The 26,337-nt window shown below is 31.6% G+C and carries 25 protein-coding genes; all 25 read left to right on the top strand.

The genetic code is table 11. The features are described from left to right. Positions 1-124: 124 nt before the first annotated feature. Positions 125-484 carry a class I SAM-dependent methyltransferase gene (locus CC92_RS21915; RefSeq protein ID WP_278246077.1) on the top strand — a complete coding sequence of 120 codons (360 nt, stop codon included), beginning with the start codon at positions 125-127 and terminating at the stop codon, positions 482-484. 37 nt (positions 485-521) lie between these two features. Continuing rightward, a complete protein-coding gene (locus CC92_RS0118570) occupies positions 522-1,160 on the top strand; it encodes an L-2-amino-thiazoline-4-carboxylic acid hydrolase (RefSeq protein WP_031420635.1) in 639 nt (212 codons plus the stop codon). Positions 1,161-1,274: 114 nt separating this feature from the next. Beyond that, entirely contained in the window at positions 1,275-1,640 is a 366-nt protein-coding gene (locus tag CC92_RS0118575; protein WP_031420636.1) for an ArsR/SmtB family transcription factor, read from the top strand. Positions 1,641-1,695: 55 nt separating this feature from the next. Next, on the top strand, positions 1,696-1,917 hold the full coding sequence (locus CC92_RS0118580; protein ID WP_031420637.1) for a cation transporter: 222 nt from the start codon (positions 1,696-1,698) through the stop codon (positions 1,915-1,917). 14 nt (positions 1,918-1,931) lie between these two features. Continuing rightward, positions 1,932-3,776, top strand: a complete 1,845-nt coding sequence (locus CC92_RS0118585) for a heavy metal translocating P-type ATPase (protein WP_031420639.1) — start codon at positions 1,932-1,934, stop codon at positions 3,774-3,776. A 1,056-nt stretch (positions 3,777-4,832) separates the two neighbouring features. Continuing rightward, a complete protein-coding gene (locus tag CC92_RS0118595) occupies positions 4,833-5,087 on the top strand; it encodes a single-stranded DNA-binding protein (protein WP_031420640.1) in 255 nt (84 codons plus the stop codon). After that, on the top strand, positions 5,087-6,178 hold the full coding sequence (locus tag CC92_RS0118600; RefSeq protein ID WP_031420642.1) for an ABC-three component system protein: 1,092 nt from the start codon (positions 5,087-5,089) through the stop codon (positions 6,176-6,178). Before CC92_RS0118595 ends, CC92_RS0118600 begins: the two co-directional genes overlap by 1 nt. Continuing rightward, positions 6,171-6,650, top strand: a complete 480-nt coding sequence (locus CC92_RS0118605) for an ABC-three component system middle component 2 (RefSeq protein ID WP_031420644.1) — start codon at positions 6,171-6,173, stop codon at positions 6,648-6,650. The genes CC92_RS0118600 and CC92_RS0118605 overlap by 8 nt, the downstream gene beginning before the upstream one ends. Positions 6,651-6,652: 2 nt before the next feature. Further along, entirely contained in the window at positions 6,653-8,494 is a 1,842-nt protein-coding gene (locus CC92_RS0118610) for a hypothetical protein (RefSeq protein ID WP_031420645.1), read from the top strand. An 85-nt stretch (positions 8,495-8,579) separates the two neighbouring features. Beyond that, positions 8,580-11,168, top strand: a complete 2,589-nt coding sequence (locus tag CC92_RS0118615) for a DEAD/DEAH box helicase family protein (protein ID WP_031420646.1) — start codon at positions 8,580-8,582, stop codon at positions 11,166-11,168. 113 nt (positions 11,169-11,281) lie between these two features. Beyond that, a complete protein-coding gene (locus CC92_RS0118620) occupies positions 11,282-13,495 on the top strand; it encodes an AAA family ATPase (protein WP_031420648.1) in 2,214 nt (737 codons plus the stop codon). Beyond that, a complete protein-coding gene (locus tag CC92_RS0118625; RefSeq protein WP_031420649.1) occupies positions 13,480-15,201 on the top strand; it encodes a UvrD-helicase domain-containing protein in 1,722 nt (573 codons plus the stop codon). The genes CC92_RS0118620 and CC92_RS0118625 overlap by 16 nt, the downstream gene beginning before the upstream one ends. 358 nt (positions 15,202-15,559) lie before the next feature. Next, positions 15,560-17,515, top strand: a complete 1,956-nt coding sequence (locus tag CC92_RS0118630; protein ID WP_031420651.1) for a hypothetical protein — start codon at positions 15,560-15,562, stop codon at positions 17,513-17,515. 257 nt (positions 17,516-17,772) lie between these two features. Further along, positions 17,773-18,381: a restriction endonuclease subunit S gene (locus tag CC92_RS0118635; RefSeq protein ID WP_031420652.1), complete on the top strand. Its 609-nt coding sequence runs from the start codon at positions 17,773-17,775 to the stop codon at positions 18,379-18,381. Continuing rightward, positions 18,374-19,828, top strand: a complete 1,455-nt coding sequence (locus CC92_RS0118640) for an N-6 DNA methylase (protein WP_031420654.1) — start codon at positions 18,374-18,376, stop codon at positions 19,826-19,828. The genes CC92_RS0118635 and CC92_RS0118640 overlap by 8 nt, the downstream gene beginning before the upstream one ends. Further along, on the top strand, positions 19,825-20,049 hold the full coding sequence (locus CC92_RS0118645; RefSeq protein WP_031420656.1) for a hypothetical protein: 225 nt from the start codon (positions 19,825-19,827) through the stop codon (positions 20,047-20,049). The genes CC92_RS0118640 and CC92_RS0118645 overlap by 4 nt, the downstream gene beginning before the upstream one ends. A 303-nt stretch (positions 20,050-20,352) precedes the next feature. Next, positions 20,353-20,487, top strand: a complete 135-nt coding sequence (locus CC92_RS23265; RefSeq protein WP_278246075.1) for a hypothetical protein — start codon at positions 20,353-20,355, stop codon at positions 20,485-20,487. Between the two features lie 59 nt (positions 20,488-20,546). Continuing rightward, positions 20,547-20,750, top strand: coding sequence for a hypothetical protein (locus CC92_RS21210; RefSeq protein ID WP_034225336.1), 204 nt, complete (start codon positions 20,547-20,549; stop codon positions 20,748-20,750). A 631-nt stretch (positions 20,751-21,381) separates the two neighbouring features. Next, positions 21,382-21,594, top strand: a complete 213-nt coding sequence (locus CC92_RS0118660; protein ID WP_031420657.1) for a hypothetical protein — start codon at positions 21,382-21,384, stop codon at positions 21,592-21,594. Positions 21,595-21,851: 257 nt separating this feature from the next. Further along, on the top strand, positions 21,852-22,175 hold the full coding sequence (locus CC92_RS22305; RefSeq protein WP_197035814.1) for a helix-turn-helix domain-containing protein: 324 nt from the start codon (positions 21,852-21,854) through the stop codon (positions 22,173-22,175). A gap of 641 nt (positions 22,176-22,816) precedes the next feature. Beyond that, entirely contained in the window at positions 22,817-23,197 is a 381-nt protein-coding gene (locus CC92_RS0118675) for a hypothetical protein (protein WP_031420660.1), read from the top strand. 1 nt (position 23,198) lies between these two features. Beyond that, positions 23,199-23,735, top strand: a complete 537-nt coding sequence (locus CC92_RS21215) for a hypothetical protein (RefSeq protein WP_034225339.1) — start codon at positions 23,199-23,201, stop codon at positions 23,733-23,735. 57 nt (positions 23,736-23,792) lie between these two features. Continuing rightward, positions 23,793-24,287 (top strand): type II toxin-antitoxin system PemK/MazF family toxin, encoded by a 495-nt coding sequence (locus CC92_RS0118685; protein ID WP_031420662.1) that lies wholly within the window; start codon positions 23,793-23,795, stop codon positions 24,285-24,287. Positions 24,288-24,291: 4 nt separating this feature from the next. Then, positions 24,292-24,435, top strand: a complete 144-nt coding sequence (locus tag CC92_RS22875; protein WP_170123023.1) for a hypothetical protein — start codon at positions 24,292-24,294, stop codon at positions 24,433-24,435. A 139-nt stretch (positions 24,436-24,574) separates the two neighbouring features. Then, positions 24,575-26,260, top strand: a complete 1,686-nt coding sequence (locus tag CC92_RS0118695) for a recombinase family protein (protein ID WP_031420664.1) — start codon at positions 24,575-24,577, stop codon at positions 26,258-26,260. Positions 26,261-26,337: the final 77 nt, after the last annotated feature.

The raw sequence follows: 26,337 nt of genomic DNA on the forward strand, positions 1-26,337 counted from the left end.
CTAGAAATGTTGGAAAATGAATAACTGAACGTTTATAAATAGGGGGATACATTTAAGGATATATTTTTGAATCAATTAATGGATAACTATTTAGAGCAATAATCTATCATTTTTTAATGAGAATATAAAGCTTTATCAAATGGATGCAACAGAAACAAAATTTAAAAGCAAAACATTTGATACAGTACTAATCTCTTTAGTTTTACATGAAATACCTGAGGAATTGGCTGAAAAAATACTGTTAGAGGCGAAGCGGGTTTTAAAACCAAAAGGAAGGTTATTGGTCATAGAATGGGAAGAACCACAAAATTTATTGAAGAGAATACTATTTTACCTAATAAGGAAATTAGAACCTAAGGGGTTTGAACAGTTTTTAAAGATTGATACTAAGGGATATTTTGAAAAGTATGGATTGCAGATATTAGAAATAAAACATTGCGATTATACCAAAGTAATAAATCTAAAAAAGGTAACTCTTGAGTAGTATGAATGAAAAACAATCATTTCGGGGGGAAATAGAGATGAAATTAACCGCTATGGCTTATGCATACCCTTTCATAATGAAAGGTATCATTAAAAAACAATTAAAAAAGTATTATGATAAGGCAAAGCTCAAAAATATTATTACAAAGACGACAAGAGAATATAAAAAGATTGTAAAGAATTCTCCGAATATTGGAGGAAATAAAAACATATTTCTCAACAGCTATTTGATGGGGGCATATCTCGTTTCATTGTATAAAAATACGAAAGATACCATTAGCTTGAATGAATTTGATGAAATACTGGCCACTGGACTTAATAATTTTGAATTCATGAAGAAGCAAATGAGTAAAGTTGATCTGCTATCAATACAGTATAAAGAAAAGATTGAGAAAGCTGGCCGCTGGTGTGAAACAAATAAAGATAAATATCCGACAAATTGGCTTGTATCAGTGGAAGATAAAGAAAATGTTAACTTAACCCATATAGTTTTTACCAGATGTGGATTATGCGCATTATGCAAAAGAGAAAATGTACCAGAGCTTACACCATCTTTATGTGCTACTGATTATATTACAATGAGCTTCGCTAATTGTAGACTAGAAAGACCAATTACATTGGGCAATGGTGATAAGTGTTGCAATTTTTACATCACTAAGAAAAACCATGCAGTATAAAATTTCATGATGTATATTAAAAAAAAACACTTGACAATTGAGTGTGTATTCAACTATTATATACATATAAGTTGAATAGTTGTTCAACTATAACAATATAAAGAAGGTGAAAACATGAAAGATTTAGATATTAATATTAATTGTGATTGTGATGTGATTCATGCTGATATTGTAGATAAGGTCAGACTGGTTATGCCGGAGGAAGATGAACTTTATGATTTATCAGATTTCTTTAAAGTATTAGGAGATAGCACACGAGCAAAGATTATATGGGCATTAGATGAAAGTGAGATGTGTGTGTGTGATATAGCAGTGCTGTTAAACATGACCAAATCAGCTATTTCCCATCAACTTAAGGCATTAAAAGCAGCAAATTTAGTAAAGTACAGAAAAGAAGGCAAAGTAGTGTTCTATTCCTTAACAGATGATCATGTTAAGGAAATCTTTGAAAAGGGATTAGAGCATATCAGAGAAAAGTAATTATTAATATTTTTAAGTATAAGAACAAATAATATATTTAATGGAGGATAATAGTATGAAAAAGACATTTAGACTTGAAGGATTGGACTGTGCAAATTGTGCAGCAAAAATGGAAAGAGCAATTAATGAGTTAGATGGAGTAAAGGAAGCTACCGTTAATTTCATGACCACAAAATTGGTTATTGAGGGTGATGACGATAAGATGCCTACAATTATTTCAGAAGCTGAAAAAGTAGTTAAAAAAATAGAGCCTGATACAGTCATGAAGAAGGCATAAAGGAGTGTAACTAAATGAAAAAACGTCTTTGGCGCATTATTATCGGTGCAATTTTCTTTATTGTGGCTTTAATAATAAATATAGATATTAATTGGATAAGACCTGTCTTATTTTTGGTCAGTTACACTATAGTTGGTGGCGATGTGGTTTTAAGGGCTCTTAGGAATATTATTAGAGGTAAAGTTTTTGATGAAAACTTCCTTATGAGTATTGCTACAATTGGAGCATTCTTTGTAGGTGACTTTCCAGAAGGTGTCGCAGTAATGCTTTTTTACCAGGTTGGTGAATTATTTCAAAGCTATGCAGTTAATAAGTCAAGAAAGTCAATTGCAAGTCTAATGGACATTCGTCCTGACTATGCTAATGTTAAAAAAGGTGATGAACTTGTTAAAGTTGATCCAGATGAAGTTCAAATCGGAGATATTATTGTAATTAAGGCAGGAGAGAAAGTTCCTCTTGACGGTAAGGTTATTGAAGGTAGTTCTATGATTGATACATCTGCTCTTACCGGTGAATCGGTTCCTCGTGAGGTAGAAGCTGGAAATGACATTTTAAGTGGTTGCATTAATATCAATGGAGTTATTACGGTAGAAGTAACAAAAGAATATGGTGAATCAACTGTTAGCAAGATACTTGACCTGGTTGAGAATGCAAGCAGTAAAAAATCAAATTCAGAGCAATTTATAACTAGGTTTGCAAGATATTATACCCCAATTGTTGTAATTATCGCTGTTATTATTGCAATTATTCCACCGCTTTTATTTGAGGGTGCTACCTTTAGTGATTGGATTTATAGAGCTTTATCATTCCTTGTGGTTTCTTGCCCTTGTGCCCTTGTTATTTCCATACCATTAAGTTTCTTTGGAGGGATTGGTGGTGCATCAAGAAAAGGCATCTTAGTAAAAGGCAGCAACTACTTAGAGGCTTTAGCGAAAACTGAAATTGTTGTGTTTGATAAAACTGGAACGTTAACCAAAGGTGTATTTAATGTTCAGGAAATCTATCCGATAGAGATTTCAAAAGAAGAATTACTAGAATTAACTGCATATGTTGAAAGCTATTCCAATCATCCAATTTCTCTATCACTGAAACGTGCTTTTGGTAAAGATATTGATAATGGACGTATATCAGATGTTGAAGAGATTTCCGGTCATGGTGTAATTGCTTTAGTAGATGGAAAAAAGGTTATGGCCGGTAATATCAAACTAATGAAAAAAATGAATATACCTTACTTCGATGGAGAATTGATTGGTACTGTAGTACATGTTGCAGTTGATAATCAATATGCAGGCTATATCATTATTGCTGATGAGGTTAAAGCAGATTCAGCGAAGGCAATAAAAGATCTTAAAGCAGCTAATATAAAACAAACAGTTATGCTCACAGGTGATGCAAAAAATGTTGCATCAAAAGTAGCAGCAAGCTTAGGTCTTGATAAGGTATATGCTGAATTATTACCAGGTGATAAAGTTGATAAACTAGAAGAACTGTTTTCACAAAAATCCGCGAAAGGTAAACTTGCTTTCGTAGGTGACGGAATTAATGATGCTCCAGTATTAGCACGTGCTGACATTGGAATAGCAATGGGTGGATTAGGTTCTGATGCAGCCATTGAAGCTGCTGATATCGTTATTATGACGGATGAGCCTTCAAAAATAGCTACAGCCATAAAAATATCTCAAAAGACACTTAAAATCGCACAGCAAAACATGGTATTTGCTATTGGTGTCAAGATTTTATTTCTAATATTAAGTGTCTTTGGTATAACGACCATGTGGGAAGCAGTATTTGCTGATGTAGGTGTTACTATCATCGCTGTATTAAATGCTTTCAGAGTATTGAAAGTAAAAAACTTGTAAACAAAAAATAAAGAAGCAGCCAAGTGGCTGCTTCTTTAAGATTGTAGACAAAATGGCACTATGAACCTAACCTTGGTATATATAGAAGGGTTTTAAGAATCTAAGCTCTAAATTAGTTTAAGAATAAGAAGCTAATAAGGTTATTATTGTTTATGGAAGTCCAATGAGAACTGTTGAATATATCTATGAAAAAGAAGATTATCTTGCTTAAGTGACGAATAAATATCTGGGTATATCATGATCTGCGGACATACAACATATAACATATTTCAGGAGCATTAGAGGAAAAAATATTATTAATGCTGGTTCAGTTGATAAACCAAAGAACGGAGACAGTAGAGGCAACTATGTGATTGTTGAGATAGAAAAAGAAACAGTGTCATGTAGCATTGAGCAGGTCGATTACAATGTTAATCAGATGAAAGCGGGTATAGAGATTAATCAGATGATTTAGGATGGTTTAGTTGAAATGTTACGACATTGTGCGTAGACACGGATAATAGACGAACGTCCTAATAACTGAACATATGGACGGTTATACATCATCCAATATTGACCCCAAAAAGCAAAGAATAAATAGGTTTATTTAGGTATACCTTTACAAACGGATTGGATTTACTGGAAGCTAGCAGGAATCTAAGTTTATGATGAAAAATCGGTAACGAACACCTAAGAACGTGATGACTTCAATGCCATGATAGACGATTGAACGATGGAATAATTTATTTGGTCATCACTAAATTAGTAAGTCGTATTTGAAAACAGAGCTTTATCCATTATTCATCTGGAAAGGTAATGGAACAAAGGGTGGAATATTATGAGTAAAGATTGAGCAGGAATAGGGTGTGATCTCTGTTCCTGCTTATTCAAAGTTGTTAAGACTAAAATTGTCAGTGAACTGAGAGTTTTATTGTCGGCAAATTTTCTAGTTGAAATCGAAATATTCTGTAAATATATGTCTGAAATAACGTTTTGATGTTGAAATGAAACAGGAAAAGTAATACAATTATAATTACAATGTTGTTTACAATGTTATTCCGTGTTGGAGGTACACATATGCCGAATGTCAATGAGTTGTTAGAGATTGCAAAAGCTGAAATAAATTACTTGAATCTGGGTGAAGTTTTTTTAGTAAGAGATTTGTTTAAGGGATATGAATGGAACAGGATTTCAAGAAGTGATAGGCTTTTGCTAGGAACATTATTCCTCAATTTTATGAGAAATGAAAATAGTAGAGCAAAAGTAATTGAAAAAACCTCCTCGGGACAGCAAAAATATAGAATAAGCGATAGACAAAAGGAGGATTTCTGATGATAACTTCAACTTTTAATTTGATGAAGATGGATAAAATTGAACCGTTAGATGATCAATCAGTTTTTGAAACAGTTATTCCTCCACTGCAAAGAGTTAAAGAATTTTCTGATGAAGGATTTGAGGAGTTTATAGCAGAATGGGCTGTAGCTTGTGCAAAAACTAAATATAAAGATGTGTATCGAATTGGTGGTGCAGGCGATAAAGGCAGAGATGTAATTGCAGAGTATGAAAATGGAACATTTGATTATTATCAGTGTAAAAAATATTCTGCTCAATTGCAACCGAGTCAATATTGGATTGAGTTTGGGAAGCTTTGTTATTTTGTTTATAATAAAGATATTCCCATGCCTGAAAAGTATTATATAATAGCGTCTCATGATTTAAGCAAAAAGATGAGAACAATATTGGAAAACAAAGAAAATATTCGTACAGGTCTTATAAAAGAGTGGAATGATAAATGCAGTAAAAATCTTATTGATAAAAAGACGATAGCATTAAGCGGCAATCTTTTGAAATTCATTCAGAAGTTTGATTTTAATATAGTGGATACATATTCTATAAACACTATTATAGAAGAGCACAGGCATACGCAATACTTTTATTTTCGGTTTGGTGGAAACATTAAACCCAAAAGAAACATTAAAATTGAACCACCAACAGATATAGAAAATATAGAGCGTAAATATTTAAGCAAAATTTTGGTAGCATATTCAGAAAACAAAAAAGAACATATTGATGTTAATAAACTTAACCAATATGTTGATTTACTAAAAGATTTCAGTAGTAGAAGACAAGAATACTACTCCGCTGAATCACTTAAAAGGTGTATTCGAGATATTTTTTCAAGTGAAAGCGAATTTGAGATCCTAAAAAATGAAATGTACTCAGGGATAATAGATTTTGTACAAACTGAATTCAAAGATGGATTTGATAAATTAAAAAAGACCATGCACGAATCGACGAAAGTCAATTTGTCAATAAGTAGAGTGGATAATGATCTGCATTTTGTCACCAATGATGATAAGAAAGGTATATGTCATCATTTAGCCAATGACGATTTAGTTGATTGGAGGACTACAAATGAATGATAGACTTTATAATACAAAAGTAGAATTAGGATTACGTTGCTTATTTATTCTTAAAGAATTATATCCTAACTTTTGTAGTCTGGATAGATTGCTGTATTTGGATTATTTAAGCCTTTATATTGAAGACTATAAAGATGAAACTACTAATTTACATCCTAAGTATCCATTTCAATCTATTGAAGTTTTGGAGAAAAGACAAGTGTTGAAAAAATCCGTATTAGAGTTAGCTTTAAAAGGATTAATTGATGTGGAAACTAATGAGGGCTTATGTTACAGGGGTAATGGAAATACGCTATGGTTAATAGATGGCATCCAAGACAACTACGCTGAGCATTTAATGAAAAACATTCAATTAATTGTACAAGAAACAGAGCTTAAAACGGATGAGGAGTTAAAGAACATCATATTTTCTCGTAAAACAGATGAAAAAAATGAGTTTATTAACTTTTATCCCTATAACGAGGAGGTGTAGTTATGCCTGGATTTTACATAAAAAAATTAAAAGTAGTTGGCGATGGAAAAGAGGATAGTGAAATTGTATTCGAAAGAGGTCTTAACGTAATTCATGGGCCTTCTAATACTGGAAAATCTTATATATTTCAATGTATTGATTATGCTTTTGGTGCAACTAAAATAAAAAAAATTCCAGAGAGTATAGGCTATTCAAAAATATATGTAGAAATACGTAATCTTGATAATAATGAACCCATAACTATTTTACGGTTTTTAAATAGTACCGATATATTTTATTACTGCTGCAGCATTGAAGAAGTGGATAATAATCATCATTTTGAAAAATTAAAGAGTAAGCATGATCCGGATAGTGATGATAATATTTCTAAATTTTTGTTGAAACAGATAGGAATAAACGAAAACAAATATTTAGTAAGGAATAAAGACGGGAAAAAAGTCACATTGGGTTTTAGAGCTATAACGCATTTATCATTAATTTCTGAGACGGATATAATATCAGAGGTTAAGTCCCCTGTTGTAGAAACTCAAAGTACACAACAAACATATAGTAAATCTGTGTTTAGATATCTATTAACAGAACAAGATGATATAGCCTGCGCAGAGATAGAAAAAGCCGAAATTAGAAAGGCTAAAAATGAGGCAAAAATTGACTATATTAAAGAAGAAATTCTTTCTTTAACTCAAGAAAAAGAAAAACTAATTGAAGATAAAGATACCTTCGACATCGATGGTATATATAATCTGGATTACTATAAAGATAAAATAAATGAGATAGAAAAAGTTGTTAAGTTAAAGAGACAAGAACTTCATAACATTAATACAACAAATAATAAATTGAACTTACAAAAAAATAAAACACAGATGATGCTTGATAAGTTTCAACTTTTAAAAAGACAGTATTTAAGCGATATGGACAGGCTGGATTTTTCAACTGTCGGAGACAGTTTATTATCACAGGTTGCCATACACCATTGTCCTCTTTGTGATAGCGAAGTGCAGAAAGATGTTGAAAACGTAAACCACGATGATATTGTTAATTGTTGTAATTATGAAAAGGCTAAAATACAGTTTAACCTAAAAGAATTGGAAGTTTCAATCGATGATTTAGCTGAAGAGCTTCATCAAATTGAAGAGATGCTGTCATTAGGAGAAGAAAAAACAAAAGAATATAATGAAGAAATAGCTCAAATTTCATCCGAAGATTTAAAGCCTGTTAGAGTTGTAATCAAAGCATTAATTGAACAAGCAAAGATTGATAGTAAAATATCTGATATAGGAAGCACTATTGAACGTAAGAGTGGTGAAATCATTACTTTTGAAGAAAGCAAAAAGGTAAAAGAAGATTCAGTAACTGAAGGTTTGGTGATTAATCACCAAATTTATAATGAGTTATGTGAGGAAATAAAAAACGCTTTAATTTCCTGTGGATACCTAGATGTTGAAAAAGTAACGTTTGATGTTAAAACACAAGACATAGAGATTGATGGAGTTCACCGTTTATCCAACGGTAAGGGATATAGGGCATTTTTCTATGCAATCTTTAGTGCTGCGCTGATGATATATTTACAAAAACTAAAACATTCTTTTATGCATGTTTTAATTTTAGACTCACCACTTACAACGCTTAAAGAAACAGAAATTGCAGAAGCAAGTGCTGATGATTTTGTTGATAATTCTTTGCAAGATGGATTATTCACCTTTTTTTCAGATAGTTTTAATGATAAGCAGGCTATTATCATTGATAATAAGCAACCACCAAAAAACTTGTTAGGGAAATACCATGATGTCACTTTTACTAAAGGACGTAGTATTGGTAGGTATGGATTTTTTAAAAATAATTAAACCTTAGATGGAATCACTAATTATATTTATCCTTAAAATAATCAAAAATTACTATTAATAATTATTAATTTATGGAGGTGTCGAGGTGTCGTTTAATATAAAAAAACGTGAGGGATTTAAGTATAATTCTCCTCAAGAAATGTATCAAGACAATAAAATAAAAAAAATCAGAGGATTGTTGGATTATCAAGGAACTATGATTGATCAATATATGTCTAATTCTGATAAAAAGAATATAGCACTTGAACTTCCTACAGGAAGTGGGAAAACATTAGTTGGTTTATTGATTGGGGAATATAGGCGTAAAAAGAACAAGGAAAAGATTGTTTTTTTATGCCCAACAAAGCAATTAGTTAATCAGGCAGTGAGCCAAGCTACGAATAAATACGGAATTAATGCATTGGCTTTTTGTGGAAAACAGCGTGATTATTTGCCTTGTGATAAAACAAGCTTTAATATGGCCGAAGCCATTGGCGTTACAACTTATAGTGCCTTTTTTACTCAAGAAACTATGTTTGGTGATGTTGATGTAATTATTATGGACGATGTACATTCGTGCGAAGAATATATTATTTCTAACTGGACAATAAAAATTGATAAATCAAATAGTTTATTTATGGTTTTTGCAAATATATTAAAAAATATCATTGGTGAGAGCGATTATGAAAGATTAATTACTGACGACGATAGTAGAGATATTGAGGGATGGTGTAATTTAGTACCAATGACATTACTTTCCGATGTAATACTTACACTTGAACAACAGCTTAGTTTAGGACTAGATGATGGAACATCAAATTTCTATGCATGGAAAAGAATAAAGGAAAATTTTTCAGAGTGCAATATTTATTTGAATAACAGAGAGATTTTGATAAGACCTTGGATCGCACCCACTATGACATATTCACCTTATAAAAAAGCAAAACAGAGAATACTTATGTCAGCTACCTTGGGGAAAAGTGGTGAATTAGAAAGAATCACGGGAACTGAAAATATAACAACCCTTCCTATTGTAAGTGATTGGGATAAAAAAGGATTAGGAAGACGATTTTTTATAATTCCTGAGTTATCGTTAAGCGACGAACATGAAGCAGAAATTTTTCTTAACCTGCATAAGTCAACTAATCAAAAAACTGTTGTACTTGTTCCGGATGATCAATATGCCAAAAGTTTAGATAAATTTGTGGATGAAAATTGTCCAGAAGCAAATGTTTATTATGCTAAAGATATTGAACAATCAAAAGAAAATTTTATTGAGGATAATAATGCAATAACTATTTTAGCAAATAGGTTTGATGGAATTGATTTTGCAGATGATGAAAGCAGAATGCTATTTATCATTGATCTGCCGAAGGTAACTAATATACAAGAAAGATTTCTTGTAACCAGAATGGGAGCTTCTATACTGTTTGCAGAGAGAATAAGAACTAGAATTATTCAAGCAGTTGGAAGATGTTCTAGAAATCCAAGTGATTATTCTGTTGTTTGTATTTTGGGAAATACAATTCAGAATGATTTAATAAAACATGAAAAACTTAAAATGTATCCACCTGAGTTAAGAGCAGAATTACAATTTGGAATTGATATGTCAAAGCAGTATAAGGATGTTTCTGAAATATTGGAGCAGGTTAATGATTTTTTAAGTAGAAATGAAAATTGGCAAGACGCAGAGAGATACATTGTTGATTTACGTGATGAATATTGTACTGAAAAAAATGAATCAGCTAATATGGTTTTTGTAAAATTAAAGGAAGCAGCGCAACACGAGCTGAAATATCAATATTCATTATGGAAAAAGAATTATAAGGCGGCTTATGAAGAAACGATGAATATTATAAGTATTTTAAATGCACCAAGCTTAAGTGGATACAGAAGTTACTGGCAATATATAGCTGGTAGCCTAGCTTATATTTGTTTTAAACTAGGTGAAACAGGCTATCAAAACATATGTGTAAAACATTATGAAAGTGCATTAAAAGATAATATTAGTATAAAATGGTTAGAAAAACTTATTTATCAAGTAACAAATAAAAGCGAAGCATTTATAGAAGATAATTTCGTTGGTGATTTAATAAGTAATATAGAAGATAATTTGACTCAATACAATTTAGATTCGAAATTTGAAAGTAAGATAAAAGTGATAGTTAGTGATTTATCTTCGATGGATGGTAACACTTTTGAACGTGGTCATAGAGATTTAGGAGAAATGTTGGGATATATTTCTGTAAATGTTAACTCTACGGCTGCTCCGGATCCTTATTGGATAGTTAATCAAAATCTTTGCATTGTTTCAGAAGATAAAATTTATGCAACTGAGGAAAGTGAAATACCAGTAAAGCACGTTAAAGAAGCTATGGGACACAAATCGTGGATAATAACGAATGAAAAAAGAATAGGTAAACAATGTGAAGTTATTACAATTATGCTCACCAATACAGAGATAATTGAAGATGGTGCAAGAACTTTTGCAAAAGATATCTGGTATGTTAATAGAAAAGATTTTGTGAAGTGGGCATTAGATGCATTATCTGCAATTAGGGAAATGCGAAGAACATTCATAGAGTCAGGTGATATGGAATGGAGAAATAATGCCAATAATATAATGAATTTACATAAAACAACACCTAAGGATTTCTTGCAATATATCAAAAGAAAAAAATTGTTTGAATTATAAACATGCAACAAAACAGTATTTGTCATAATCAATCGTAATATGAAAATATAAAGTTTTAGATCTATAGTTAGTAATACTGATTATCTAATATAGAGCATGAAAGGATTAATTATATGCATATTGAAAGTATTAAGATAACAAATTTTAGAAAACTTGCTAAAAATGCAATCATTCATTTTGACAAACAAACGCTGATTGTTGGTAAAAATAATACTGGAAAAACTTCTGTTTCAGAAATTATTACAAAAAGTCTGACTTCGGGGGGGAAGTTTAATTTTGAAGATTTTAGTAGTGGAGCACTAACTTCTCAATTGTTAAATAATGTTTATTCGGATTATGAGAAGCAACTAACTTTTAATGCGGGAAAACCTCTGTCAAAAGAGCAAATACATATATTTGAAAGTAGAATACCTTCAATTTCTATGGATGTTTTAATATCTATTCAAGATGTGGATAATTTGGCTCAAATTAAGGAGTTACTGTTTGAGTTTAAAAATAATAGCAAAATATTAATTCGATTAAAGTTTGAATTTGTAAACTTAAAAAATTGTATTTTAAATTATAAGACATATATTTCTTCAATTATTGAAAAAAACAATACGAGACCGGAAGGTAAAAAAATAGAGATTTTAGATTTTTATAATTATATTAAACGAAATTTTGAGCAATATTTTGTTCTTAATGCTTATGCATCTAAGCCTCATAGTACATATGAAATGCCAGTATCTATAACATATGTTAAAAGTCTTTTTAATATCGGAATTATTGCAGCACAACGAGAAGTAGATGATACTTCAGATCAAAGCATGCAAACAATTAGTGGGGCAATTTGGAATTACTATCAAAAAATCACGAAGGAATCAGTGCAACTTGATCATGAGGATGAATATAAAAACTCAATTAATGAAATACAAGAAAGCTTAAATGAGAATTATAATTTGATCTTCAAAGATTTAATCGAGCAAGTGAATAGAAATATATTATTAACAGATGATAGTCAAAAAATAGGAATTACATCAGAATTTAATATTGAAGAAATATTAAAGAAGAATTCAAAACTTAAGTATAATATAGATGAGTTGGTTTTACCGGAATCTTACAATGGACTAGGGTATAGTAATTTAATGTATATATTCATAAAAATAATTACTTATAAATATAAAATTGAAATGGAAAATAAAATTTTCAATTTGTTGTTTATTGAAGAACCAGAGTCACATCTACATCCTCAAATGCAGGCTACTTTTTTAAATAGAGTAGAAGATATCTTGCAATGTGGGCGTTATATTAGTACGGTAATAACAACTCATTCTTCCTACATTTTGCAGAGTAGCTATTTAGATAATATAATATATTTTTTAGCAGATGGAAAATTCGTAATAATTAAGTCACTAAAAGAATTTTTCTTACTTCCACAGTACAGCAATTTAAAACCGTTTTTGAAAAAGTATTTTAGAATAAATACATGTGATTTGTTTTTTACTGATAAAGCTATATTGATTGAAGGAAGCGCAGAAAGAATACTAATGCCGATTTTCAAATCTATGATAGATAAAGCTGATAGTGAAAAAGAAAATCAAATTATGAAACAGCATATTACGACACTTGAAGTCGGTGGAGCTTATGCACATAAGTTTTATGAATTACTTAATTTTTTAGGGATTAAAACGTTGATAATAACTGATATAGATTCAGTATCGGGAACATATAACTCTACATGCAAATGTGATTTGCAAAACGAGGGCAATAATAAAAGTGACTATAAGATAAAAACTTCAAATCAGATTATTAAGAATTGGTTTGAAGTTGTGGGTGAAAAATTATTTTTAAAGGATTTAATTGATAGTCATTTTTTGAATACACTGTCAGGAAGAGAAACTTGTTTAGTAAAAAAAGTAGATGGGTACGCATGGGTTCGTCTTGCGTTTCAATTACCAATTGATGATGAATTATATTGGGGTAGAACATTTGAGGAGCAATTAATTAAAGAAAATAGACAATACTTAACGAACATTATTGTAGAACATGCAAAAAAGCAACGAATAGTAGCAGAGGTAGCAGTGGCAGAAGTTGAAGCAGAAGAGACAACAATATCGCCAAAAATAGAAACAGTTGAACCATTATGTATTTGTTCACTTGAAGATGCTATAAAGCAAGCGAATATAACTGATAATCTAGAAAATCTAACATCAGATTTATTAAATGAAAATATTTTTGAGATAGTTTCAAAATTAAATAAAACTGATTTTGCTTTTGATTTATTGATGTTGGATGGCTGGGATATGCCTCAATACATAAAGGAGGGACTGGCATGGATCAAGAAGTAATACAAACAATTTTTAAATGTTTTAATGATAACCAAAATTTTGTGCTTGAAGCTGGAGCCGGAGCTGGAAAAACACATGCATTAATGGAGTCTATTGAATATCTTCAACACAATTTTTATAAAGTCACAGCAATTCAACCCAATATATTATGTATAACATATACTAATGTTGCAAAAGATGAAATTAATTCTCGCATATTAACTCATAAAAATATATGCGTTAATACAATGCATGAATTTTTATGGGATTTTATGAATCAATTTCAAAATGAGTTAATTAATTTTGTATTGGAGATGATTGAGGCAGATAAACTTCAATTAAATACAGATATTGATAAAGCTCAAAAATTAATTGATAAGCCTAGAAAGAATACGAATATTGAAGATAAGAAAGCAATAATAATAAAAAACACTGAGCGTCTTAAAAAATATGAAAATGTATCTATAACTAAAATTTCCTATGAGAGCTACCGAGCATTATATAAAGGTGTTATTAGTCATGATGATCTTTTAGCACTTGCAATAAAATGCTTAGAAAATTCTGTTTTCGCAAATATATTTACAAATACATTCACTCATATTTTGATAGATGAATTTCAAGATACAGATGGAAATATTCTAACCAAGCTACTAGATATTGTCAAATCGAAGAAAGAAAAAGAGGATAATTATCTCGTTATTGGTCTTTTTGGTGATGAGATGCAACGCATATATTCAAATTCCCCTTTAACAATTGACTATAATAAAAACAACTTCCTTTCAATACCTAAATTAGAAAATTATAGAACATGTGAAAAAATAATTATTGCAAACAACGTTTTGCGCGGTGATGGACTTGAACAAAAACATAAAAATCCAGAGGTTAAATTTAATAAACTTCAGTTTGTTTATAATTTAAGTTCTGATACCTATTTAAAAAATTACGATCAAATTGACATTTCAGAGTATAAACGTTTGTTTTTGAGTCATAGACAAATTGCAGCTGAAATTGGATTTGATGGTATTTCTAGCATTTTTTCAATGGAATATGGAAGATATAGTAATGATAAATTACTAAAAATGGAGGATAGTTTTATTTCGGCTATTTTGACCAATATCGTAAAGCTACTGTATGAATATCAATCAAATAATTTTGAGTTAATTATAAAGAAAATTGGACTGAATTCATTTGACCAGTTGCAATTTGGAGTATTATTTTCTAACATAGACGAATTGCTTAAATGTAATGCTACTTTAGAACGGGTAATAAATGCATTAGTAGAAAGCCATATTCAAATTAACCAGAAGAAAATTGAAGAAATAATAAGTAATTATAAAGAACGAGATAAGGAGAAGTTTATAAATGATTTATTTTGTATAGAGATAAATCAATATATTAACTTATTTAAACAAATTAATGGAAAGACTCAACTGCAAACATTGCATGGTGTTAAAGGTGCAGAATACTCTCATGTTATTGTAAATATGTTTGCTAATCAACCTTGGAATACATATAATTTTGATGATTTATTTTTGCATGGAATAGACGGAAGTTCAGCTGTGTATAATGCGCACAAATTGTTTTATGTTGCTTGTACTAGAGCAAAAAGTTCATTGGTCATTAATTATATTACTGATAATAACGACAAAAATCTAAGTGATAATATGTTGAAAAATATAAAGAATCTTTTTGGTGACCTAATTGAAACTAGATGTTATCTGCCCTAAAGTAAAAATAATTATGGTAGATTAATTTCTTATCTTGATATACAAGTACTCTGATTTATTTGGAGCACTAAGTAATGTTATTGCGAAAATTACCATAAGTCAGGCGATGATGATTTGTATAATTATAGTGGGTGCCTTGATGATGACTATGATATTTATACTGTTTAGAAAAGTGAAAAAACTTGAAAAGAATATAGCGAATAATATGAGATGAAAAAAAGGTGATAAAAGGCAGATTTTAAAATAATCGTTTGTATTGACTGTAAAGAACGAATGATCTGAATTGTTAGTAAGAAATAAAGAAAGTACTAGGGCAGCAATGTTAATAATCAAGGAGCAAAAATGTGGAGGAGATTTATTGGAGAAGACTGAGATTGAATTACTTAAGGATGACAAACTTTCTGCTGATATAAAGCAGGAACTTTTAAAGTATGGAATAAATATTGATTCAAATGGGGTGTATTTTCAAAATAAAAATTACAATATATTTCTGACAAAATATTTGGATATAGATGGATTTCGCTTTTTGTCATATGATTATTATATTGAGAAGATAATAATTGGACAGAGTAAACTTAATACTATAAAAAAAGGGAAATTTAACGTGGGAACTCAAAAGATAATTCCTTTAGAAAAGATTTCAGAAAAAGAGTTGTACTACGAAATATATGATGAAATTGTAGGAGATGATACAGATCCTGAAAGTGATACTGACAAAATCAAAGGCATTCGAAATAAATTTTATGGTGGAATTAAAAAGGGTGGTATTATAGATCAGCTTGAGGAAATATTCGGATTTAAGCTAGAGGATTTTGATGATAAATATAGTAAATTTAAGTTTATGAAACTTATGTATGTTCTTAGTAAAACAAAGATGTATGGAGAAAGTGTGAATTTTTACCTTATGTTTCAGAAACCAACATTTGAAAATGTTGATAAGACTGTATATGCAGAGGCAAATCGCAATGGAAAAAATATTGCAATATTAAAAAATGAGTTAATTAAAGAAGTACCACTTGAGAAAGTGAGAAGTCTAAATTTAAAACTGATTGAGATGACAAATAATTGGGAGCGATTATTAGGCGTTTCAGCAAGATATGCATATGAGCACAACACAGAGAACTTATGGCGATTAGCGGAGTTTCTAGAAAAAAAGGTGGTTAATTTACTTCCGGAAGATTCGAAAATGATTGTTCGAAAATGTAGAGAACCATTATTTGATATTATTTATTTCAAAGTATTACAACTTGAGTATATATCGATAAAAACTGATTTCGTAAGAATAAATAATGAAACGCTGCAGTATGTAAAGCAGAAGAGAAATATGATAAGTGGGAATTCAAGTGAAGAGGTTAAGAGAAACTTACTTAAATCATATATTAAGTCACGTAAGGAGGTTCTTGCTAAATATTTGGTTGAGCCAGACTTTTCTGAACATAAGGCGGTGCTCTTTATTGATGAAAATGCAAGAAATACTATTATATTGGTAGAATGGTTTGAACAATCATATGACATAGATTTCTCAAATAGAGTTCCAGTATTACTGCTAATATCAATATTATTGGCTATAAGAGATGCAAGTAAGAATGATGAAGCAATGGAATATTCATACTACAGGGCATTGCAAACAGGAAATATGAGATTAGTAGATAAGTTAAGTAGGGGTAAGAAGTCAGAAGAAGTATATCATCGTTTGTGGGCGAAGAAAGTACACTTTATACATTCATGCTTATGTGGGATGGGACAAGAAGCAGAATACAATATTAGAATTGAAAAGGCATTGGATACAATTATGTCTTTTCTGATGAATTACCATAATCTTGATGATTTTGAATTTTGCAATGACCATATTTTTGATATAGTTATGAGATCGTTTGTTTTAGATGAATTAGCATTAAAAAATATTAAACATGTAGCTGATGGAATAGCTGCACTAACTGGTTATAAAACGGAAATTCTTCATAGGAATCCACTCAAGTTATTTAAAATGATGACAGAAAACTATGATTTCAATCCATTTATCGAAGGATTTGTTGACGATATTAGAAAAATTGAAGCAGGAATCGTTGAAGTGGAATATCATAAAATAATCGAATTAATTAAATATCCTTCGGGAATAAAATTAGGTGGAATTTTTAAAGTAAGAGTAAATCAGGATAGAAAAGTATTGCAACTATTGGATTATCATGATATTTCACCAGATGAAGAGTGTGAAAAGTTACGCAGTCTAGGATTTGAAAAAATGGTATGGATGGGTGAAGATGATGTAAAAGAGTATACTCCTGAAGAGCAGGGTCAGTTATATTGTGTATAGAAAATCATGAAAGTGAAACAACAACTTAGGATTGTTTGGATTTGGCGGTTAGCAAATTAATAAAAAGTAAATTTATTTGCCTGTTTGTGCTGTTTGTGTAAAGAAACCGGGGTAGATATTAGTGGAAATACACTCCATTAATTTCTACTCCGTTTTCTATTTATTAAAACACGTATAAAACTTGACAATGCAAAAGTGGCTTGTTATACTTACAGAAGAAAAGAAAACACGTATAATACTTGACAAAGGAGAATGGGATGGTAACAAGAGAATTGGATTCAATTGTAAATGAAATAGTAAGTGGAATAGTTATATCAAGAATTGAACATAAAGAAGACACTTATAAAAGGATTGAGGGAACGAGAAACGTATTAACATTGAGATCAATTACATGCGGAATGATTGATGGTGAAGAAGTTCAAAAAATCAATTTATCTAAAACGGTTTCTTCTGATAAATTAACAACATATGGAGATATAGTACTAAAATTGAATAAACCATTTGACTCTGTATATATAGAAAGAGAATATGAAAACTATCTAATTCCATCATTTTGCTGCAAAATAAGCGGTTTAAATTTAAAAGAAGTAGATCCGTATTATTTAGTAGGATACCTAAATACTCCTTTTACCAAGGAATATCTGATAACAGCCAATGGAGCATCTGCGTCATCATTGCTTAAAATTAAGGATATAAAAAAACTACCAATTCCATTGCCAAATATCAAAGAGCAAAGAGCTATTGGTGAAGTATTTAGGGTTTGTTGTGAAAGACAAGTTCTAATGAAAAAGATGATAAACCACGAAATGAAGATGGCTGAAAATATTATTATGGAAACCGCAAGAGAGGTGTTTGGTAATGAATAAAGAGATGGATTCACATGAAGTTATCAAGGTAGTAAGACGGATAGAAAAAGAATTGTCATTATGGAAGTATTATGATGCTTTTAAAGGAAAAAGCATTGTTAATGCGATTTACATTATATATTTAAAATATCTTATAGATAATGATAATACTGATACGGAGAACAATTTGTTTTCATATATTCATGAAACACTAAGGGACAATAAAGAAATTGATAATTCAGTATTGACAAACTATATTCAGAAGAGAGTAATAGTCGAATCTGAGAATATGAATATTTTTTGGCAATACACGCAGAGAATTGATTTTTCAAAATTACCTAAAGATTTTGAGGAGGTACTTTATTTAATTGATATGCTTGATTTTTCAATTTCTGAAAACAGAAAAAATATAACTTATGCATTGTTAATGATAGTTTCTTCACTATATGGGATGCATACTTTTAAAGGCGGAGTATATGAAAATGACATTAATTTGATAACTGGTGCTGTTGAAATACTTGAGCCAGATGATAACCTGGAGTATTACGATTTTTCTTGTGGTGCAGGCGCATTACTTGCGATAAGTGCGACAACTGGTTCAAAAATCTATGCAGAAGAACCAGATTTTGAAAAAGCAGTAGTTGCATATGTTATTTTAAAAATTACGGGAGTAAATGATTTGGATATTGTAGTTGGAGATGTACTGCAAACCCCAATGACATTAAGATTTCCTGAAAAGTTATTTGATAGAATAATATCGGCACCACAATTAGTGGATAAAGAGGTTAGTTCGCAGAAAATAAACAGCAGCGATTGTGCACAGGAATTTTTATACGGAGATTCTTTGGCGGATAGTGGAATGTGGATTTATGCACGTCATATTATAAAGAAATTAAAACAAGATGGAAAAGGTATACTTATAGTCCCGATTTCAATACTTTCAAGAGAAGGAGCTACAAAAGAGGATAGAGTTCGAATAGCTGAAAGAGGCAGTATTGAAGCAATTATTCAGCTTCCTAATGGAATTGCAACAGTTGCAGTAAGACTATGTATTATTGTATTGCGAAAAGGTACAGATATTAGCAATGTAAATCAGAAAATACAGATTGTTGATTTGAGCGGGCAAAAAGGGAGTAGATATATTCGGTGCGAGGACAAGAATACATTAACGGGATATATTGATTACAAAAAGTTGGCATCAATAGTACTAAATAAACAAGAAATTGATGGAATAAGTAAAATAATTTCATTATCAGATTTAGATGGTGAAAATATGAACTTGACACCAGCAGTATATTTGCGGGATATAAATGAATTAATGATGCAGCGTGAGAATACGGTTGATATTCTTGAAAAACAAAAGGAATTTATAAATATGTATCACAGTTCTGAAAAAGAACTAGACAATGCCATATTAAATTATTACACATTATGGGGCGAGAAATATAAAAAGGAGGAGCATTTATGAGAATAAATAATAAGCGTAGAGTTATGTTGCAGAGCTATGTTGATTCAATGAAACTGAAAGGAAAACCAAAATGTCCGTGCTGTGGGAATAGCCTTACATATGTATATTCAGATACACAGGAAGGGCATATAAATCAGAAATGTTATCGATGTAAAGGAAAGGTGTTAATTGATTTAAAAACAATGGAAACCTATTTGATTGTTGAAGATGAATTTGCTTAAGCTTAGAAAACTTTGATATATCATATTTCAAAGCTACCGAGTACAGGGGCCACCGTACCATATTGTTGAGAAACAGTATAGGTTAAAATAGATAGTATGAGCCACCGAATATAACCGGAGCAAATCTATGAAATACAGTTACTGTTCATATGAAATCATATGAATCGTATTCTGTTTCATAGATTTGCTCTTTTTTTGTGAAGATTATTTTTATAGAAATAAAAAAAGATAGAATTCTCTACCAAGATAGCATGTCAAAAATGATATTTTAGGTATGTAACATATAGCAAGGAGGTGAACAAGATGAGTTCATTAATTGATGAAGACGAACTGGAATGCAAAGAATGTGGTCATATCGGCATGTGGCTAAATGGCGATTTTGATGTTGAATGTCCTAATTGTGGTGCTGAGTATTCTTATATGGACGAAGAAGAATAACAAGCATCAAAGAAATTTACAAAGGAAGGAGGAGCAGATATGTATCAGGAAAAGACCAGATGTCTAGGATTGAGAATGGAAAAGTACAGTGCAAATTAGAATATATCTTTGTTTTGACACAATATCTGGATGTATCTGCTGACTTCCTCCTTTATGGTAGAAAAAAACAGAATGAGAGGGAGGCGGTTACCAATATTCTGGATGAATTAAATCCAAGAGATTTTAACAGAGCTAAGAATATTCTAAAAGCCGCATTTGAATAAAATAGACCAACAAAGTCTACGAATCAGTGGAAGATAGACTTACGAGGTCGAGAAAACCATCTTGAAATGTTTTATTATTATATTGTGCTTAAGGCAAGCATAGTGATCCTTGAAAATAGAATAGTAGATTTAAGAGAATATCATCTAACCATAGGGGATTTTGATATGTAAATGCTTTGGTCTGGTTAGAAATAACAGATCAGATTAAGGTTACAGCTACACATTAATTACCAACGAGCAATATAGGAAGAAATATAGAGGGTGAAAACTACGAAGTCTTGACCAGAAAGCCATAGACAGGGTGTGGCGTCCAAAGCAGAAAGCTGAGCAGCTGGAAACTGAAGTGAGGTTCTTTTGCAAAGTACTCGAAGATATCGTGGAATATCTCTCATTATAGTATTAATGAGATTAAGGGGATGATGATGGTTTTGTTAAATCAGTAAATTAGTAAAATAAATTTACTCTGGGATAAAACAAGTAACAAGTACGAAATAAAGGACAGGCACTGGTAAATAAATATTGACACGAACAAGTGTTCGATTTATAATATTTTTATCGCTACCAGGAACCGATGGAAAGGTTACATATAATTGTTAAACAGCCCCCGAATATTTTAGTGGAGGTGTTAAAAGTGGAGTTAGCAGAGGAGGAAATACATGTACATTGTCCGTTCTGTTCAAATAAAAGGTTATTTGATTGTGGGGCATCGGCAGAAGGCATTATAAAGATTAAATGCCCTTGTTGCAGAGCAGTATCTGTAATTAATTTGCAATATGTAACGGAGAAACATAGAAGCAGAAGAATTGTAGCATACAAGAAAGCAGCTACAAATTATATACAGTGACTACTGAGCCACGCATCAGCATAGAGATCTGAATAATCAGATCTGTTATAGGGCAAGTTTTAAAACCGCATCCTATAACTGTTAGATAGCAAATTGCCAGAGTAAGAAGTTAGTTAAGTAACTAACTCTTATTCTGGCTTTTTTTGTTTTTCTTTATATATGAAAATTTGATTCATAAATAATCTGTCATATTATATTTAAAATCATTTTGAAATCTAAGTAAATAAAGCCATGCCAGAAAGGAAGGAGGTGATCCAGTGGCTACAAATAAAAACTTTCAAATGGGAGAGAGAATACGTGAATGCAGAAAACTAAAAAGTATGTCCCAGTCGGAATTGGCAGAAGCAATCGGAGTATCAGACAATACCATATCTAATATGGAAACGGGCAACAACAATGTAAAACTTGAAAATATTGAAAAAGTAGCTGATTTTTTTAAAGTGTCACTGGATTATCTCGTAAAAGGTGTTGGACAAGCTCCTTCGGATGATGATTTTCTTAATCGTTATAATAAATTATTGCAGGCAGATAAGAAAAAAATGATTGAATTTATGAATATATTTTTCCCGGAAACAGCTTAATTTTACAAATTCCCAATGCATTGGGTGAGACGTGCGTAATATCCAAATACGTTTTGTGGGATTTGGTAGTTGAATATTCTATCATAAGTACAGGTTAAGAAATACAAACCGCTGTACTTTGAAAACTGAATATTCAACACAGGAACCTCATTAAGCAAACGGGAAAAAAACGAAGGGAGCTGAGGGAGGTGTGGATATTATCCACGGAAGAGACTAAGGACACAATTTGAATTTACAAAATTGTGGTCGAATGCTAAAGCTATCCAGCAAGGAGTTAAGCCAATATGTTCCTGCCGAAAGGCATACGTAATGTAGTAAGGAACGAGCGAGCCATTCACAAGACAAATGGAGTGATTTCCATTATAAAACCAAGGTCAAGACTGATATGTACGGGTGCTGCTGGCAAACAGTTCCTACGGGCAAAGGCTTATAACCGGCAAGCTGAGTAATCAGCGTGTACAATGTCTTTTAATCAAAGATACTTACTGTGTTCCCAGACATGTGGGCGAGGAGGGAAGTGGTAAAAGCTGCTTCGGTACATGTCATTTTGCTTTTTGAAATAAGAGTCTTGGTAGCAAGGATCTTATTTGAGAAAGCAACGCCGGCAAATTTCTCTACATAAACGATGGAGGTAAAAAACGATGAATAGAGCATCAATATATATTAGAAGCAAAGGAACAGAAGCATCTGGAAAGTCTATATTGACACAACTGGTAGAAATGACAGTTGGAACAGGAATTAAGGAAGTAGAAGGAGATCTTGTTGTTGAGTTTAGGGGTAATGCAGAAGGCGATTATCTCAAAAATATTTTGGAGGCAGTAAAATCAGGAAAAAGCAATATTATTATTGTAGACAAACTTGAAAGCTTCTTCAATAATACAGATGAAGCAAGAAAATTTGCATTGCAATTGATGAATCTTGGAGCATGTATCTTTGTCAGAAAGAATGATGATTTGGTGTTATACCAGGATAAAGAAAATTATTGCTGTGTTATTCAGGAATTAGCGAGTAAATGGTATTAATATGGCTGCTAACTATTCAATTGTGATTATGGGTAGTGAAACAGTCATTTTTGACGCTTATGGAAACAAAGTGATTAGCTGTCCGACAGAAAAAGAGGCAGTTGAGTATATCAATGAAATAGAAGAAGGAAATAACGAAATGGATAAGATTCGAATAATTATTTATTTGTGTGAAAGTGAAGATAGTGATTTAGACAGCAAGCTACAGAATGATTTGATAAAGTGGTCAAAGCTACAGGGGTATGAAATTGTTGCTATTATATCAGAATATACTGGAGGCACGGGAATTGCTAAGAAAGGTTATACCACATGCTTAGATATGATAGATGATTGTGAGGCTGAAGGCATCGTTGCATTATCAGAAGCAATGATTTCAGATGAAGCAGAAATCATAGAAGATTTTGTTACTATGATTGGCTGCTATGGCGGTTTTGTAAGATTTGCATTGGAAGGAAAAGCTAAGGGTATTGATGTATCAGCTTTAGACGATAGCGATGAGGATATCTTCGAAAATCGTTGTACAATTACACTACTATAAAGAAATATGCATTAGTTGGTCAGCTGGTGAAAACTAGCTGACCAGATTGGAGGAAAAATGAAGATTAGAGAATTTGTTGAAGACTATCCTGAAACAACTAAACCGACAAGAAATAACAATGTCTTCCGTAACGGTGATGGGAACGGAAACAATTACAATAAAGTGCCAAATACAATTGAAAGAGCATTAGCAATGGAACCTGTTAAAAAAGGTGATATCGTACTAATTAATATGGGAGATGATACAGAACATTGTAAAATGGTTGGTTCTCGCCCTGCTATTGTATGTGGCCGTTTCATTCCAGACTGTCCTGTGATTCTTGTGATTCCGATGACACAATCATTTAGACAAATTGACAGACCAGAGCATATTTTTATAGATAAGAATGACTGTGAAAATTTGAGAGAATCAGGAATGGCAATGTGCGAACAATTGTGCAGTGCGGATCGTACGCAGGTTATTAAGAAAATTGCAGCTATTACGGACAAAAGATTGATAGAAAAACTTAATATAGCACTTATCTATCAGCTTGAACTGCTGGATGAGGAGTGAGTAAATGGCAAAAGAATTGGAATTAGCAAAGAAATTAGCTGTTCTTGGAAAGCTTTATTGTATGGCATTACTCAGTGAAGACGAGTACACAGCAGTGAAAAAGAGAATTATGAGAGAATATAACGTGGTTAGTTTTATGAATACATAACATATTAGAATGCCGGTGAAAAAATTTCATCGGCATTTTCACATGTTCGTTCATATTTAACTTTTGGATTATAGTAAAGTCAGAAACAAACATGAAAGGTTTCTGATTTTACCATACTTCAAGAGAGGAGGAGGTCAATATGGCAGAAGTTGAAGTAATAAAAGCAAGTGATGGTACTGTAAGCAGGCGTAGAGATACTATTGGAAAAGGATTGAGGCTAGAAAGACAGAGAGTGGCAGCCTATGTGAGAGTAAGTACCGATGGAGAGGAACAGTTACAGAGTTTTCAGTCTCAGATGGAATACTATACAGATAAAATATCCAAGAATAAGGATTGGGCATTTGTTGGTATTTATTCAGATGAAGCAATAACTGGAACGAAGACATCAAAAAGAGATGGTTTCTTAAATATGATTAATGACTGTATGAACGGCTTAGTAGATGTTGTTCTAACAAAATCTATTTCTAGATTTTCACGTAATCTTGTTGATACGTTACAGTATGTGCGTATGCTAAAAGAGAAGAATGTTGCGATTATTTTTGAGAAAGAGAACATTAATACTCTTTCGATGGAAAGCGAAATGGCATTGGCATTATTAAGCACACTGGCACAGAATGAAGTTGAATCTTTATCAGCCAATACAAAAATGGGACTTAAGATGAAAATGAAACGAGGTGAATTATTAGGTTTTAATGGTTGTCTGGGATATGATTATCATCAGGAAGATAAGTCACTTAGCATGAACGAAGAAGAGGCTGATATTGTTCGGTGGATTTTCAATCGTTATAATCAAGGATATGGTGCCTACACTATAGCGAAAGATTTGATCAGATTAGGTAAGAAAAACAAGAAAGGTATCGTTAAATGGACTGACAGTGGCATAAGAGGAATTATTTCGAACGAGAAATACAAAGGAGATTTACTTCTAGGCAAGACTTTTACAGTAGATCCACTTACGAAACGCAGGCTTGATAATATGGGTGAAGAAGATCAGTTTTATATTAAAAATCATCATGAAGCCATCGTATCTGAGGAAGAGTGGAATATGGCTCAGGAAATTCGTAAGAGCAGATATGGCAAGAACACAAGTATTATAGAAGGAACAAGGGAAAAGCAGTCGCGTAAATTTGCATTTAGCAGCATGTGTGAATGTGCGTATTGCGGAACAAAATTCTCAAGAAGATCACATCATCAGGATACACAACATAAAAAGCCGGTTTGGGTATGTAGAACGGCTGCTAATAAGGGAAAGGCTAGTTGTCCTGATAGTAAAGCTATTGATGAATCTATTCTTGAAAATGCTTTCGTAGAATCCTTTCAGTTATTGGCGGATAATTTTGATGATATCTTAGAGTCAGTATTAGAATCTATTGAGATTGAGTTATCCAGTACAGATAATAGCGATAGATTAAAACGTGTTGATAAGAGCCTGGCAACAGTGGAAGCCAAGCGAAAGAAATTGACTGACATGTTGCTTGATGATAAAATTTCAAAAGAGGCTTATGATGAAAGATTTGATGAATTTACACGGAAAATCAGTCAAACTAAGCAGGAGCAGCAGATTTTGATTGAAAATGAAGCGGCTAAGAAAGATGTTGGTAAGAGAATGAAGGAAATAAGAGCACGAATTTCCGAAGTTAAGGTAATGGATAGATTTGATCGTGCTGTATTTGAAAGTATCGTAAAAAAAGTTATTATTGGTGAGGTGGGTGAAGATGGGAAATCAGATCCATACAAAATCACTTTTGTACTGAAAGGACTTGCAGATTTTTCAATATCAGATGCAAGGAAGCGATACAAGAATTTGCATAAGCAAATAAGCTAATAATAATTATTATTCAATAAGAAGAAAGGGCTGTTTAAAATGAGCACTCAAAACGACTTATTGGATGGTAATAATAG

Source organism: Lachnoclostridium phytofermentans (assembly GCF_000733755.1).
In the GTDB taxonomy this organism is placed as follows: domain Bacteria; phylum Bacillota; class Clostridia; order Lachnospirales; family Lachnospiraceae; genus Lachnoclostridium; species Lachnoclostridium phytofermentans_A.

Excerpts from the sequence above, each read along its gene's own strand:
- CC92_RS0118570 (WP_031420635.1), top strand. The coding sequence starts at position 522 with ATGAAATTAACCGCTATGGCTTATGCATACCCTTTCATAATGAAAGGT.
- CC92_RS0118575 (WP_031420636.1), top strand. The coding sequence starts at position 1,275 with ATGAAAGATTTAGATATTAATATTAATTGTGATTGTGATGTGATTCAT.
- CC92_RS0118580 (WP_031420637.1), top strand. The coding sequence starts at position 1,696 with ATGAAAAAGACATTTAGACTTGAAGGATTGGACTGTGCAAATTGTGCA.
- CC92_RS0118585 (WP_031420639.1), top strand. The coding sequence starts at position 1,932 with ATGAAAAAACGTCTTTGGCGCATTATTATCGGTGCAATTTTCTTTATT.
- CC92_RS0118595 (WP_031420640.1), top strand. The coding sequence starts at position 4,833 with ATGCCGAATGTCAATGAGTTGTTAGAGATTGCAAAAGCTGAAATAAAT.
- CC92_RS0118600 (WP_031420642.1), top strand. The coding sequence starts at position 5,087 with ATGATAACTTCAACTTTTAATTTGATGAAGATGGATAAAATTGAACCG.
- CC92_RS0118605 (WP_031420644.1), top strand. The coding sequence starts at position 6,171 with ATGAATGATAGACTTTATAATACAAAAGTAGAATTAGGATTACGTTGC.
- CC92_RS0118610 (WP_031420645.1), top strand. The coding sequence starts at position 6,653 with ATGCCTGGATTTTACATAAAAAAATTAAAAGTAGTTGGCGATGGAAAA.
- CC92_RS0118620 (WP_031420648.1), top strand. The coding sequence starts at position 11,282 with ATGCATATTGAAAGTATTAAGATAACAAATTTTAGAAAACTTGCTAAA.
- CC92_RS0118625 (WP_031420649.1), top strand. The coding sequence starts at position 13,480 with ATGGATCAAGAAGTAATACAAACAATTTTTAAATGTTTTAATGATAAC.
- CC92_RS0118635 (WP_031420652.1), top strand. The coding sequence starts at position 17,773 with ATGGTAACAAGAGAATTGGATTCAATTGTAAATGAAATAGTAAGTGGA.
- CC92_RS0118640 (WP_031420654.1), top strand. The coding sequence starts at position 18,374 with ATGAATAAAGAGATGGATTCACATGAAGTTATCAAGGTAGTAAGACGG.
- CC92_RS0118645 (WP_031420656.1), top strand. The coding sequence starts at position 19,825 with ATGAGAATAAATAATAAGCGTAGAGTTATGTTGCAGAGCTATGTTGAT.
- CC92_RS23265 (WP_278246075.1), top strand. The coding sequence starts at position 20,353 with ATGAGTTCATTAATTGATGAAGACGAACTGGAATGCAAAGAATGTGGT.
- CC92_RS21210 (WP_034225336.1), top strand. The coding sequence starts at position 20,547 with ATGTCTAGGATTGAGAATGGAAAAGTACAGTGCAAATTAGAATATATC.
- CC92_RS0118675 (WP_031420660.1), top strand. The coding sequence starts at position 22,817 with ATGAATAGAGCATCAATATATATTAGAAGCAAAGGAACAGAAGCATCT.
- CC92_RS21215 (WP_034225339.1), top strand. The coding sequence starts at position 23,199 with ATGGCTGCTAACTATTCAATTGTGATTATGGGTAGTGAAACAGTCATT.
- CC92_RS0118685 (WP_031420662.1), top strand. The coding sequence starts at position 23,793 with ATGAAGATTAGAGAATTTGTTGAAGACTATCCTGAAACAACTAAACCG.
- CC92_RS22875 (WP_170123023.1), top strand. The coding sequence starts at position 24,292 with ATGGCAAAAGAATTGGAATTAGCAAAGAAATTAGCTGTTCTTGGAAAG.
- CC92_RS0118695 (WP_031420664.1), top strand. The coding sequence starts at position 24,575 with ATGGCAGAAGTTGAAGTAATAAAAGCAAGTGATGGTACTGTAAGCAGG.